Source organism: Ercella succinigenes (assembly GCF_900002895.1).
The window spans coordinates 1-14,424 of the sequence record NZ_CDHP01000013.1 but is presented as its reverse complement, the minus strand read 5'-3'; the positions used below and the strand labels follow the sequence as shown (position 1 = coordinate 14,424).

13 protein-coding genes are annotated in these 14,424 nt (G+C 37.5%); 6 read left to right on the top strand and 7 right to left on the bottom strand.

All coding sequences use genetic code 11. The features are described 5' to 3' along the window. Positions 1–71 precede the first annotated feature (71 nt). Entirely contained in the window at positions 72–2,243 is a 2,172-nt protein-coding gene (locus AC0KSB_RS04320; protein WP_472306986.1) for a sodium-translocating pyrophosphatase, read from the bottom strand. A 508-nt stretch (positions 2,244–2,751) separates the two neighbouring features. On the opposite strand from AC0KSB_RS04320, the gene AC0KSB_RS04315 reads away from it, so the two are divergent. Beyond that, positions 2,752–3,723 (top strand): Gfo/Idh/MocA family protein, encoded by a 972-nt coding sequence (locus tag AC0KSB_RS04315; protein ID WP_472306985.1) that lies wholly within the window; start codon positions 2,752–2,754, stop codon positions 3,721–3,723. A 1-nt stretch (position 3,724) separates the two neighbouring features. On the opposite strand, the gene AC0KSB_RS04310 is transcribed toward AC0KSB_RS04315, so the two are convergent. Next, on the bottom strand, positions 3,725–4,627 hold the full coding sequence (locus tag AC0KSB_RS04310; protein ID WP_472306984.1) for a DUF2156 domain-containing protein: 903 nt from the start codon (positions 4,625–4,627) through the stop codon (positions 3,725–3,727). A 312-nt stretch (positions 4,628–4,939) separates the two neighbouring features. Between AC0KSB_RS04310 and AC0KSB_RS04305 the strand changes: the two genes are divergently transcribed. The 4 genes from AC0KSB_RS04305 to AC0KSB_RS04290 are packed head-to-tail and all read left to right on the top strand — an operon-like array spanning position 4,940 to position 9,458. Further along, positions 4,940–5,707, top strand: coding sequence for a YveK family protein (locus tag AC0KSB_RS04305; RefSeq protein WP_472306983.1), 768 nt, complete (start codon positions 4,940–4,942; stop codon positions 5,705–5,707). Continuing rightward, entirely contained in the window at positions 5,707–6,654 is a 948-nt protein-coding gene (locus AC0KSB_RS04300) for a CpsD/CapB family tyrosine-protein kinase (RefSeq protein WP_472306982.1), read from the top strand. The genes AC0KSB_RS04305 and AC0KSB_RS04300 overlap by 1 nt, the downstream gene beginning before the upstream one ends. After that, the gene (locus tag AC0KSB_RS04295) at positions 6,647–7,426 is read left to right on the top strand and encodes a tyrosine-protein phosphatase (RefSeq protein ID WP_472306981.1); all 780 of its coding nucleotides are present in this window, start codon (positions 6,647–6,649) and stop codon (positions 7,424–7,426) included. Before AC0KSB_RS04300 ends, AC0KSB_RS04295 begins: the two co-directional genes overlap by 8 nt. 22 nt (positions 7,427–7,448) lie before the next feature. Next, on the top strand, positions 7,449–9,458 hold the full coding sequence (locus AC0KSB_RS04290; RefSeq protein ID WP_472306980.1) for a polysaccharide biosynthesis protein: 2,010 nt from the start codon (positions 7,449–7,451) through the stop codon (positions 9,456–9,458). 93 nt (positions 9,459–9,551) lie between these two features. Here the strand turns inward: AC0KSB_RS04290 and AC0KSB_RS04285 are convergent, their stop codons facing one another. From AC0KSB_RS04285 to AC0KSB_RS04265, 5 genes are all read right to left on the bottom strand, one after another. Then, positions 9,552–10,697: an ABC transporter substrate-binding protein gene (locus tag AC0KSB_RS04285; protein WP_472306979.1), complete on the bottom strand. Its 1,146-nt coding sequence runs from the start codon at positions 10,695–10,697 to the stop codon at positions 9,552–9,554. Continuing rightward, complete coding sequence (locus tag AC0KSB_RS04280; protein WP_472307020.1) at positions 10,694–11,470, bottom strand: ABC transporter permease; 777 nt, start codon at positions 11,468–11,470, stop codon at positions 10,694–10,696. Before AC0KSB_RS04280 ends, AC0KSB_RS04285 begins: the two co-directional genes overlap by 4 nt. A 23-nt stretch (positions 11,471–11,493) precedes the next feature. Beyond that, positions 11,494–12,396, bottom strand: a complete 903-nt coding sequence (locus tag AC0KSB_RS04275; RefSeq protein WP_472306978.1) for an ABC transporter permease — start codon at positions 12,394–12,396, stop codon at positions 11,494–11,496. Continuing rightward, positions 12,396–13,481 carry an ABC transporter ATP-binding protein gene (locus AC0KSB_RS04270; RefSeq protein WP_472307019.1) on the bottom strand — a complete coding sequence of 362 codons (1,086 nt, stop codon included), beginning with the start codon at positions 13,479–13,481 and terminating at the stop codon, positions 12,396–12,398. Before AC0KSB_RS04270 ends, AC0KSB_RS04275 begins: the two co-directional genes overlap by 1 nt. A gap of 120 nt (positions 13,482–13,601) precedes the next feature. Then, positions 13,602–14,027, bottom strand: coding sequence for a cupin domain-containing protein (locus AC0KSB_RS04265; RefSeq protein WP_472306977.1), 426 nt, complete (start codon positions 14,025–14,027; stop codon positions 13,602–13,604). 124 nt (positions 14,028–14,151) lie between these two features. Here AC0KSB_RS04265 and AC0KSB_RS04260 point away from each other — a divergent pair. Further along, positions 14,152–14,424, top strand: a 273-nt coding sequence (locus AC0KSB_RS04260; RefSeq protein ID WP_472306976.1) for a transposase, incomplete at its 3' end; no start/stop codon positions are given.

Below are 14,424 nucleotides of genomic sequence, written 5' to 3'. Positions count from 1 at the left end.
CGACTCTGTAAACAGTCATAATTATCCGTTTGTGGCATTTAATAGATTATTAAAAATGAATAACAGCTTTCTCAGAACAAGTCAAAGAGATTGAAATGACTGTAAATACTAACTGCTATCAAAGAGATAGTAGACATGATTTTTATCAGGATATCAAGAGATGGTCCTACAGTATCTTTCAAAGGATCACCAACTGTATCACCGATAACTGTTGCATCATGTGTAGGCGTTCCTTTGCCTTCGCCATCTACACCGCCAGCTTCAACAAATTTTTTGGCATTGTCCCAGGCACCACCACTATTGGCAGAGAACAAAGCTAGCATAACTGCTGAAATTGTTGCACCTATCAATAGACCGCCGGCAAAACTTGGACCGAAGATGAATCCACTTACAATAGGAACACCAACTGCAAGAACAACAGGCAGTTTCATTTCTCTAAGTGCACCAGCTGCTGAGATGGTTATGCAACGTTTGTAATCAGGTTTTTGCTCGCCTGTTAAAATTCCTGGCATTTCTCTAAACTGACGTCTTACCTCATTTACCATATCACCAGCACTTTTGGCAACTGCGTCAATCAGAAGGCTTGAGAAAAGGAAAGGCATTGCAGCACCAACAAATGCGCCTGCCAGAACATAAGAATTGATAATATTAAGTGAAACTTCAACAACAGTATCGTTGATTCCAACCTGTGCGTACATAAACGATACGAGCAAAGACAAAGAAGCCAGAGCGGCTGAACCAATGGCAAATCCTTTACCGATAGCTGCTGTTGTATTTCCGACAGAATCCAGCTTATCTGTGATTTCACGAACTTTAGGATCAAGCTTGCTCATTTCAGAAATACCACCGGCATTGTCTGCAATAGGACCATAAGTATCTACTGAAACAGTTGCTGCCAGGAATGAAAGCATTCCGATAGCTGCCATTGCAACACCATATATGCCGGATATTGCATTTGCTATTATAACAGCCAGTGCCAGTGTAGCAACCGGCAGGAATACTGATTTCATACCGACTGCAAGACCATTAGTTATAGTCAAAGCCGTTCCGCCTTTAGAAGCGAAAGAAATTTTTTGAGTGTGTTTGTAATCATAACTGGTATATCTTTCTGCAAAATAACCAATTGCAATTCCTGAGATAATTCCTACAACGGATGATATCCAGGGGGACATTACTCCGAGTGTAAAGCCTGCAGTCTTTACGTCCATTCCTTCGAAAAAGAAGAATGTGAAAACAGCACTGCCGACAATAATCAGAAATGCACTTGACCAAAGAGAAATATTCAGTTCACGATGTGGGTTCTGGCTTGACTTTCTCAGCAAAACATAAGCTATTCCTATAACACATGCGGCCAGACCTATTGCTGAGAACAAGATAGGATATATCAGCATTTTTGTCAAAAGCTCAGTGCTTATAGGATTGCTTCCGTGCAGGCTGGTAAAAAACATATAAGCTGAAAGAACAATACAGGAGATAATGGCTCCGATATAGCTTTCCAGCAAGTCACTGCCAAGACCGGCAACATCGCCGACATTGTCACCAACATTATCTGCAATTGTAGCCGGATTGCGTGGGTCATCTTCAGGTATATGAGCTTCTGTTTTACCAACAAGGTCAGCGCCCATGTCAGCTGCTTTTGTGTATATACCACCACCGACACGGTCAAACAAAGCAACTACTGAACAGCCTAATGAATAGCCGGTAACTGTCATTGTAAAAGGGATAAAAGGAATTCCGATCCAGTTTTCAACAACTTCCACCTGCTCAGGTCTTGCTTGCCCCATAATTAATCCGAAAATTACATAAACAATTAATAAACCAAGAAGACCAAGGCCTGCCACTGAAAGACCCATAACACTGCCCCCTCGCAGTGCAACTTTCATTGTTTTGCCAAGATCAAGTGTTGTACGGGCTTCATTTGAAACACGAACATTTGCCAAAGTGGCGATTTTCATACCGATATAACCTGCAGTTGCACTCATAAAAGTACCGATTATGAAGGCTACTGCAACATACCAGTCTATTACTACACCAAGGAGAACAGCTATTATAACTGCAGCAATTGCAATAATTTTGTACTCATGTGCAATAAATGAGTCTGATCCTTCCTGAATTGCTTCGGCGATTTCACCCATCAATTCTGTTCCGGTAGACATTTTTTTGATACGAAAGAAATTGTATGCAGCAAACCCTAAGGTAATGACTACTGCTATCAAAATAGGAATAATAAATGCGTATAACACGTTATGAAGTCCCTCCCTGATAATTATTGATTAAAGGCTGAATAATCAAGCAGACAAAATTCAAAAATGCCTGTATTAAACGATCAGCATCATTTCAGGATGTGATCTTCAGGCTGAACGGATTCGAATTATGGTGGAAGAGTACGCTCTTTTTTTGTAAATGCCCGGTTCATGACTTTCTCCCTGTCGCTTAATCTATTCGCCAATTAATACCAGCATAGATTCTAACACATATAAGTCAAGCAAAAAACTAAAAGCTTAAAAAAAATAGCCATGATAAGTTAAAATGCAAATCTTTGTGAAAAGTGTATAAAGTTATCAGAATCTTTTTGTTAAAAAGCATAAAGGTGATTTTGTTACGCTTTTTAGTGAAAAGAAGAAGGAGAAAAAAATAATTTTCAAGTGATAATGATGCATAAGAGTGATATAATTCATAGCATGAATATAATCTGTTGATTTATAAATGAAGTCTAGTTTTAAAGCTGAAATATAAAATGGAGGACATAAAATGCGTAAAATTAAATGGGGTGTTTTGGGTACTGCCGGGATAGCCAAAAAACATGTAATACCAGCGATGAAAAAGGCTGAAAATTGTGAGCTGTACGGGATTGCAGGTAAAAATGCTGAAAAAGTTGAGAGTTTTCGTAAGGAATTCTCTTTTGTAAAAGGCTATAACAGCCTTGATTCAATGCTGGATGATCCTGAAATTGAGGCTGTTTATATACCTTTGCCAAATGATCTTCACAAAGAATGGACTATAAAGGCTGCTAAGAAAGGAAAACATATTTTATGTGAAAAACCTTTTGCTGCTAATGAGAAAGATTCTTTGGAAATGATACAGGTATGTAAAGATAATAATGTATTCTTGATGGAGGCTTTTGCCTATTTGCATAGTCCAATAATAAAAGAAATTAAAAAGACGCTTGATAGTGGCGTTATAGGCAAGCCGCAATTTATTGAAACTACCTTTTTAACTCCTTTTCACACTCCTGACAATATTCGTGTTCAAAGAGAGACTCTGGGTGGCGGGCTGTATGATCTTGGTTGTTATAATATAAGTCTGATACTGACTTTGCTGGAAGAAGAGCCTGTCAAAGTTAAGGCTTTGGCCAATTTCACAGAACAGAAAATAGATGACTTTGCTGCTGTTTATTTTGAGTTCCCCGGTGGCTGCCGGGCAAGTGCGATTTCAGGGATGTGTTCACCGCAAAGGTCTGATAGGTTTTTCATTCACGGTACTGAAGGTTCTATTTTTGCACCTGTACCTTATAATGCTGAGGGCAGATTGCATTTTGAAATTTGGCAAGGTGACAAAATCACCAGACGCTATGTCGATACACCTGACAACTATACTTTAGAAGTAGAGCAGCTGGGAAGATGCATAGAAAATGGTGACTTGCCTTATGTTAGCAATGATTTTACATTATTGAATGCCAGAACGATCGATAAAGTTCTGTTGGCGATGGGTTACTGGGATTAAACTACAATACATCCAATGGATATTTCATAGTATGTTTTTTCAAAAGGCAAAGAGGGTTATAAGACATTTTTGATTGTCTAAGACCCTCTATGCCAACATCCTCTTCACGGTTAAAGTACTTAATTCCTTCTGGCGCTTTAAGAGCGAACTGATTTACCAGCATCTGGTAGCTCCCATGCCAGTCAAGTGATGCTTTTTCAATGTGAACAAAAAGAGTGTCATTTACGATTTCACCCAAACAGAACCCGATTATCTGACTATGGACTTCGAGATAATATCCTAATGAAGCAAATTTATCATAATATTCGTTTAAATATTTAATAACAGCCTCACTTTCAAATTGCGAGAGTCTGCTTTCAGGAGGATTATCTTGAACATATTTGGCATAGAAATCACGAACCCTTGAAATGTTGCTATGATCTATTTTCACAAAATTAAAATCACTATATGAGCGAATAAATTTATTTATATGATTCCTTTGGGTACGGAATTTTTTGCCTTTAATTGCGGCCAGATCTTCTGCAAGATACAAATAATCGAACCAGTCTCTGTTAGCATCTATGGAAGCGGGTTTGCCTAGTTTTTCTTCGATAATTGTAACGGCTTGTTCAGGAACAGCCGCAAACAAAAGATCATGTCCTGTTTCCTGACAATGTTTTCTCAGCTCTTGTATTGCTTCATCTATTTTCCCAGAGCCGACAGGCATGCAAAAATAAGGGGTTTGTGTTTGAGAAATCATCTTAACATAAAGCATGTTCTTTACTATACAATATTCAGTGTTAAGGTATTTTTCCCACATGTAAATACCAGCTACAGAGTAATCGCTGGTACGATAATCCTGCCATTTTAGACACTCGGCTACTGCAGGAATGTCTTCTAGTGTAAGTTTTTTGAAAGGAAGCATATATTTATAACCTCATATTATAAGTTTCATTTTTGCCTCATGGCACAATACATCTATTATACAACAAGAAAATCCCTTGAGCCACCACACTCAAGGGATTTCTATTTTCAAAGGAGGGTATGAAGAGGAGGAGTAATATGAAAAGCTTGCTTGCTATGATTAAATTCTAACAGTTTATTATGTCCGTATTATTGATTAATTATGAAGAAATGTGACTTGTATATGAATTAGTATATCTAAAATGCTTATAATTGTATTTGTTATTAAAGCTTAATCTGGTTGACACATCAAGGGGATGCTTTATAATCTAATATGAATAAAGTAATCAGATTATCAGGCATGATTGCTGAAAGCGAGGAACTATTTTTGGAAACAGAATCAATTGATCTGATGCGCATTCTGCGCATTCTAAAGCGCCGCCTATGGCTGATACTTGTTGTGGCTTCTCTTAGTATTGGTGTCAGCGGTTTTTATACATTTTTTGTGGTTGACGAGCTTTATAGTGCTGATGTTCTACTATATATCTGGCAGGATAGTCAGGATGGGGAATCAGGTTCTGTGCAGTACAATGATCTTATGCTGTATTCACAGCTGGTAAATGATTATCAGGTGCTTTGCAAAAGCAGACTTGTTACCAATACTGTTGCTGAACAGCTTGGATTAGACTCTGATACCAGAAATAATCTGGCAGATATGATTAATGTGGGAACAAAGGACAATACACGTCATCTGACTATTACTGTTACAGATAGAGATCCCGGATTTGCTGCTATAGTGGCAAATAAGGTGGCAGAAGTTTTTTCTGATGTTGTTGTTGATAAAATGGGAGCCGCCAATGTGCAAATCATAGATGATGCAGTACCTCCTGTAAAACCTAGTTTTCCTAATAAAACTATGAATCTTGCTATAGGTCTTATAATTGGCATGATGCTTGGTGTGGGACTTGTTTTTTTAGTTGAATTTCTTGATACCACAGTAAAAACGAGTGAAGATGTTGAGGCTATAACCGGTTTTACTATGTTGGGCGTTATCCCGGAATTTGCCAAAGATCCGGCAGAAGCTGAAGGGAGGCGAAGATAATGGAGCATAGAGGGATTCGTTATGATCAGGATCTTACTACTCATCATGAGCCGCTTTCACTTATATCAGAAGCTTTCAAAATGGCGAGAACAAATATTGAGTTTTCTTCGATTGATCAGAAGCTGCGTGCTATTGTCGTCACAAGCTCAAATCAGTCTGAGGGCAAATCCGTAACCTTGGCAAATCTTGCGATTTCATATGCACAGATAGGCAGGAAAATATTGTTGATTGATGCCGATTTGCGCAGACCATCAGTTCATAGATTATTTGGATTGCCAAACCGGCGAGGTCTTACAAACGCCTTGCTAAATCAAGGTGTTTACCAAGACTTCGTACATGAAACACTTACTGAGAATCTCAATATTTTAACTGCAGGTCCGGTGCCGCCAAATCCGGCTGAGCTTTTGATGTCAAATACCATGACGAGTTTAATTGATATGGCAAAGACGGAATATGATCTTGTCATGATTGACTGTGCTCCTGTTGGGGCTGTTACTGATGCTGCTATTGTGTCAACCAAGGTAGATGCTACCTTATTTGTTGTCAGGGCTGGTAAGGTGGATAAATCCCAGTTAAAACGTGCTTCTGCGATGCTAAAACAAATAAATGCCAAAGTTCTTGGTTATATCCTTAATGGTGTAAATGATAAAACTGACGATTATTACTATTACTATTATTCGCAAAGTTATACTGCTGAAGCAAATGCCCGTCAAAGGGGCAAAAAAAATACTAAACCCAAACAGCAAAAATCTTTTGTTAATCGAAATCCGCAACCTGCTGTTGCTACGCGTTTAGACAATGGAAAGCAGCAAAATTCAATCAATAGAGAAAAAGAGCAAGCCAGAGGTAACCGAACAGGTGAATCTGGGCAAACGGCAAATATAATCAGAAAACCTCCTGTAAACTTAAAAAATGAGTCCGGAGGATTAAGATCAGAAGATGATTGAGATACATAGTCATATTCTGCCAGGCATAGATGACGGTGCTGCCAATTTGACAGTAGCTGAAAACATGTTGAAGGATTACGCAAAACAGGGTGTAAAAAAAATCGTCTGTACGCCGCATTTTGAACCTGTTCATTATAGTTCTCAGGAGGTGTTGCAAAGATACCTTGAAAAACGGCAGTTGCAATTAAATATTCTGAAAAATTTGGTTTGCCAAAAAAAATATAATATTGAACTGTTTGCAGGAGCAGAAGTAATTCTTTCGGCTGACTGTCTTAATGTTTTAGAAAGACATGGTAAATCATTAAAACTCACAATGGCTGGAACAGATTATCTGCTGGTAGAGTTGCCTAGGTTTCTCAGCGGAGGGTATAAGCTTCTTGATAGACTTTTATTTAATTTGCAGCTTTCCGGCTATATACCGGTTTTGGCACATCCTGAGCGTGCAATGTCTCAGGAAGGTATGTTTGAAACCTTGTTGCAATGGGTTGAACAAGATAGACTGTTATTACAGATTAATGCCAGTAGTATTGTATTTGACTCCCGTATTCCTAGAGAGAAACAAATAAGATACAGTAGGCGCAAAGAATATGTACAACAACTTTTAGATGCTGACTTGGTTCATTTTATTTCATCAGATGCTCATAATGATTTTTCTCGACCACCACAGAATCTGCTTGCATGGCATGAAATCAAAAAAATGTATGGTCAGGCCAAAGCAGATCAACTTTTGAAAAATAATGCTGAAAAAGCACTTGATAATAAGGTTATCTGAAAAGATTTTCAGGAGGCGGGGAATGAAATCAGTAAGACTAAAAATAAGCAAAAGAAAAATATTAATGGCTTTTGTGGATGGCCTGTTTGCTTTTTTGTCTTTATGGGTTGCTTTTTTTATTAAATATGACTATAGCGATCACAACGATCACATAGGAGAATTTTTCAATTCGCCTGAGATTATAGCATTCATGATACTTCTTTCACTGGCCGTTTTTTATCTTTGCGGCTTTTATGATCATATTTGGCGTTATGCCAGTATAAATCAATATTTGATTTTATTTGGCGGAACTTTGATTCAAGGAGTATTGATTGCCTCCATGCTGAATTGGAGAGGTTTCGTTTTCCCCGGCTCTGTTTTCATTATATATTGGATGATTATTTTTTTGTCGGTAACAGGAATCAGGATAATTTACAGACTGCTGATGAACAGGGTGTATAAAAAAACAAATATCTACAGATATTATGGCAGAAGATACAGACAACGGCATTCAGAACAAGAACATCCTGATAATTATAATCAGCAAGCCGGTGATCAAAAAATGGATGAGGATATTGGTTCTGCCGATAATATGTACGCTGAAAATAAAATTGAGATGATTCGCATTATGATTGTAGGTGTCGGATATGCAGGCAGTCAGATAATTAGAGAATTACAAGAGCATCCTGGAAATAGAATACCAGTAGCCGCCATAGATGATAATCCCGATAAACATAGTTTTAAAATACGCGGGGTTCCGGTTATAGGGGATAGAAATCAAATTATTAGTGTTGCCAAGGAATACAGGGTAGATGAAATAGTCATAGCAATTCCTAGTGCAAGTAATCATGAGATCAAGGAAATCATCGACATCTGTGCAAGAACAGGCTGTGAACTTAAACAGGTTCCTTTACTAAGTGATCTGATTGACGGCAGAGTAAGTATAAGTGATATCAGAAATGTTGATATTGCTGATTTGCTGGGCAGGGATCAGGTTGTACTGGACAATTGTGAAATATCAAAAACACTCGAGAATCAGGTCATTCTGATTACTGGCGGTGGCGGTTCAATAGGGTCTGAGATTTGCAGGCAAGTTGCAGCTTTTAAACCTAAACTACTAATTGTTTTTGATATATACGAAAACAATGCTTATGAATTGCAACAGCAACTTTTATCCAAATATAAAAATTTGAATTTGCTGGTTTTGATTGGATCAGTCAGGGACAGAACAAGACTTGAAAGAATATTTGCTGAATACCAGCCTTCTGTGGTTTTTCATGCTGCTGCTCATAAACATGTGCCGCTCATGGAGGATAGCCCTGGAGAAGCTGTTAAAAACAATGTTTTTGGAACATATAATGCTGCTTTGACGGCTGCCAGAAATAAAGTTAAGAGATTTGTACTTATATCAACAGATAAGGCTGTCAACCCTACTAATGTTATGGGTGCAAGCAAGCGTTTGGCAGAAATGGTCATTCAACATATGGCCTGTGAATTTTCTGAAACCAGATTCGCTGCTGTTAGATTTGGCAATGTTCTGGGTAGCAATGGCAGTGTAATACCACTTTTTAAAAGGCAAATAAAAGAAGAAGGTTGTGTCAAAGTGACGCATCCTGAAATAACAAGATATTTTATGACTATACCGGAGGCTTCCAGACTTGTTATTCAAGCAGGTGTTTTTGCTGATGGTGGTGAAATTTTTGTGCTTGATATGGGCAAACCAGTGAAAATTCTGGATCTGGCAAAAGATCTTATAAGATTATCCGGCCTTGAACCAGAGGTTGATATTCCTATTGTCTATACAGGTCTGCGTCCAGGTGAAAAGATGTACGAAGAATTATACCTTGATGAAGAGACAATGGATAAAACCAAGAATGAGAAAATATTTGTGTTAAAGCCTATCAGTGATATAACAAAAATCGAAAATGAAATCAATCAGCTTAAATCAATAATTGGCTGGAGACATATGGAGTTTGATAAGCTGCTGCACAGATTAAAGTTTCAATGTACTTCAAATGTAAAAGTAGCAAAGACAGAAAAAGAGGAACTATGACAGCTTAATTTGCATCAAAATTCCTCTTTCTAATTGTATTTTATAGATAAGTTTTTTGTTTTGCAATGGTACAAAGATTATAAAAGTATATTATCAGTTGGCTAATACTGCCTGCCAGATTCGATCATAGGTTGAGTCTATTTCCTGACTGGAGTAATAGATTTCCAGCTTTTCCATTGTGTCTTCGTCAGGATAGTAATTTGGATTTTCTGTTATTTCTGAAGGCAGCTGCTTTAAAACTTCTGTATGAGGACTGGAAAAACCGACATAAACAGCATTTTTCAAGGCTATTTCAGGATCGTACATAAAATTTATAAAAGCATGTGCTGCTTCTGTGTTCTGAGCATTTGCCGGTATGCACATCATATCAATAGACATATTCGAGCCTTCAGGCAAAATAAACTGTAGCATTTGAGGATCTTCTCCACCGTCCTCCAATTTTTGCTGACAGACAATATGATCTCCTGACCAGGCAACACCGGCAACCAGTTCACCAGAGACGTATTTATCTTTTAAGTCATCAATTCCTACTAGCGGTTTTACGCTCTGCCGTTGTTCTATCAATAATTGTCTGGCTTGATCTAGTTCAGACGCAGCGATTGTGTTCAGGCTATAGCCGAGATAATTTAGAGCCGTTCCGATAGATTCACGCATACTGTTGTACATACCGATTCTATTTTCCCACTGATTATCAAATAAAATTGACCATACTTGCTCAGGATTATTATCACTTAGCATACCAATTTCATCGCGGTTATAAATTAGACCAACAGTACAGTACATATAGGGAGCAGCATAATCGTAAACCTGATTGCTTATTGCCTCGTCTTTATCAAATCTGATATCTTCAAGTCTTGGATCGATGTATTTTGTTACATTTGGCAACTTGCTCATATCAAGAGTCTGCAGTTTCTCTTCCTCAATCAAGCGAACAACCATATACTCAGAAGGAATTATTATGTCAAAAGATTCCTTGTCTATCATAGGGTACATTTTTTCATTATCATCATATGTGCTGTAAACAACATCATATTCAGGATATGCTAATTTAAAATCGGCAATTACATCGGTGATTTCATATTCCTGCCCATACAAAGTATAAGTATCGGACTCTCTTGACATATACTCACCCCAGTTATAAATAACAAGGGTTTTAGATCTGTCTTTTTTGGCACATGATGTCATAAAAACGGACATGATGATTACCATTACAATTAAAAATAAAAAATTTCGTTTCACAAAAACTTCCTCCTGGCTTTCTTTCTTTGTGTTCTGTTATCTTTATCTGAGCGAATATTGACAATTATTAGCAGTACAAGTACAGTCATAAACATAATAGCTGAAAGAGCATTTATCTGAGGATTAACACTTTTTCTTGCCATTGAGTAAATAGTAATTGCCAATGTAGAAATCTGATTTCCCGCAGTAAAATAACTTATTACAAAATCATCAATTGATAAAGTAAAGGTAAGTATCAATGCAGTGATTATTCCTGGCATAATTTCTGGAAGAATGACTTTGATTATTGCCTGTCGAGGACGGCAGCCCAGATCGAGAGCAGCTTCATAGAGATTGCTATCGATCTGTTTAAATTTGGGTGCTATTGATAATATGGCATAAGGGATATTGAAAGCAATATGAGCCATCAATAATGTAGAAAAGCCCGTACTCAGACCTATAAAGTAAAACAGAAGCATTAAAGAAATGCCTGTAACCAGATCCGGACTGATATTCGGTATAAATGTTATCTGCATAATAATATTTCTGAATTTTCTTCTCATTGCCTGCATACCAAGACATGTTATAGCTGCAATAAAAGTAGAAATAACTGCAGACAAAAGAGCAATTACCAATGTTACTCTCAACGCATTTAAGATATCAGAGTTTTGAAAAAGTTTACGATACCAGTCCAGCGTAAAGCCACCCCATACTGCCCTTGATTTCGCATCATTAAAAGAAAATACAATCAGCACTATTACCGGTGCATATAAAAAAGCAAAAATTAAAATCATATAGAAATTCTTAAATGCTTTTTTCACTTAAATACACCTCCTTCAGAATTGTCCTGCTCATATCTTGTAAGCACACGCATACTTGCCAAAACAAAAATAAGAAGAAGAATAGACAAGGCAGAGCCGGTAGTGTAGTCCCTTGAAACCATGTACTGTCTTTCTATCGCGTTACCAATAAGAAGGTATCTGCCACCTCCCAAAAGATCAGGGATAAGGAAAGTAGTCATTGCCGGCATAAAAACCATATTAATGCCTGAGAATATTCCTGGCATACTGAGAGGGAATATAACTTTACGGAAAGTTTGTATTTTGTTTGCTCCCAGATCCTCGGCTGCTTCAATGACACTGCTGTTTATCTTTACCAGCACAGAATGTATTGGCAATACCATAAAGGGCAGATAATTATAAACCATACCAAGACCAATTCCGAAATCATTATAAAGAAATTGAATTGGCCCGATATCAAATAATCCCAGAAAACTGTTTATTATGCCCATTGGCTCAAGCAAAGCAAGCCATGCATATGTTCTTAATAGTGCATTCATCCACATTGGGAGTATAAGAAGGAAAAGGAGAAAATTTTTACCTCTGTTTTGACGAGTTTTTTGAGACATAATATATGCAGCAGGATAACCAAGTAAAAGACATATTACGGTGCTTATAATTGCAAGATTTAATGATTTGGCAAAAACATTAATATATATCGGAACCTGTAAATCCACTGAAAAAATACTGTTTAGCCAAAAGAAATCAAGTGCAACAGTATCTTTTGTCATAAAAATATTTCTGAAGCCTTCGGTCGTGAAATATAAATTACCCATTTGGTCATATGTTGTAAAAGCAAAAAATGCTACAAGCAAAAGAGGGGCTATTGTAAAAACAGCCATCCAGAGAATATAAGGATATGCTAGCTTGTTCATTCGCATTACCAGTTGTCCTCCGAAGATTCTATGTCATCTTCTGCCTTTTCAGAAGCTGTTCTTCTGTCTGGCGAATAATCTGATTTTTCCATTACATGAATTTCGTCGGGATCAAAGAATAAACCAACTTTTTCCCCAGCAGTCACAGGATCGGTGCTTTGAACTGTCCAATCAAAAAATTCTGATTCTATGACCATCTCATAATGAACTCCTTTGAAAACAACAGAAGTGACCTTGCCTGTCAGCAACCCTTTTTCAGGATCTACAATCTGTATATCCTCAGGTCTTATAACAACATCTACAGAATTGTCTGCAAACCGTTTGTCTACACAATCAAAAACAGTTTGGCAAAATTCAACCTTATAATCCTGGCTCATTTGACCTGGTATTATATTGCTTTCTCCGATAAAATCTGCAACAAAGGCATTTTTAGGTTCATTATAAATATCTATAGGTGTACCGATTTGCTGAATAACACCTTGTTTCATAACAATGATAGTATCAGACATGGTTAATGCTTCTTCCTGATCATGAGTTACATATACAAAAGTAATTCCCAAGGATTGTTGCATTTCTTTGAGTTCTATCTGCATTTCTTTTCGCATTTTAAGATCAAGAGCACCAAGAGGCTCATCCAATAAAAGCACCTGAGGTTTGTTTACAATTGCTCTGGCAATTGCAATTCGCTGCATCTGCCCACCTGAAAGCTGGTCAATCCAGCGGTTTTCATAACCTTTTAGATCTACCATCTTAAGTGCCTGATCTATTCTGGTTGTAATTTCTTTGGCTGGAAGTTTTTTGAGATTAAGGCCAAATGCGATATTGTCTCTGACATTAAGATGAGGGAAAAGTGCATAGCGCTGAAAAACAGTATTTACTTTGCGTTGGAACGGCTGAAGCTTAAGCAGATCACTACCTTCAAAAGTAACCTGACCTGAATCTGGTTGCTCAAAACCCGCAAGAATTCTAAGCGTTGTGGTTTTACCGCAACCGCTTGGTCCCAGAAGAGTAATAAATTCATTATTACGAATATAAAATGTAGTATTATCCAAAACCTGATTATCACCAAATGATTTATTTACATTAATCATTTCGATTATATGTGAAGACCCTGTCGAGTCTGATAATTGTTGAACAGAATTACTAGCTGATACAGGTTTCACAGAGCTGTTAGTTTTAAATAAGCTGACCATTTTCCCCTCCGATTAAGCCTAAAAACTTGGTGGTGTTGAAATCCATAAAATTTTGGCTGTTTTCTTTCCTTTATTTTCAAGATAATGCGGCACGCTTGGATTTATCATAAAACTTTCGCCTTTTTTTGCTTTGATGCGCCGCTGCCCAAGAACAATTGTAATTGCGCCCTCAAGGATGTAACCAAATTCTTCTCCTTCATGAGGATTGTCCGGATAAGTTTGTCCTCCTGGGCTAATTTGTACAAGAATAGGCTCCATCTCATTTTTTTGAGCATTTGGTATCAGCCAACAAATTGAACTACCGGTCTCAGAGTCTTCTTTGATAGCAAAATCATCATGGGTAAAAACAACTTTGTCTTCGGCCTGTTCCTGGAAAAATCTTGGTAGATCAGTACCTAAACATTCCAGAATATCGCATAATGTTGCAATAGAAGGTGAAGTCATATTTCTCTCCAATTGAGAAATAATGGTCTGTTAACTTAAAACTAAAAAAGAGACTTGAAACGCCTCTGGTACAATGGAATCGTCACAAAACCAATTTCTCCCAGAAAGGACGGAATCAAGTCTCATGAAAATTGTACCATCAAACGTCGTATGTCCGCGATGCCATTCGAAAAAATTTTACTATTTTGGCAAGGATCAGCAAGGTTTCCAGAAGTATCGTTGCCTTGTTTGTAAAAGGCAGTTTGCTCCAGACAATCCCGTAACCGGACATAGGTCTGGCAAAAGAAAATATCCAAGCTGTCCCAAGTGTGGTAAAGCTTCGTTTCTGCATCACGACTATACGTATTACTCAAACTACCGTTGTGGTGATAAATTCTGCTATCACTCATTCTTTGTC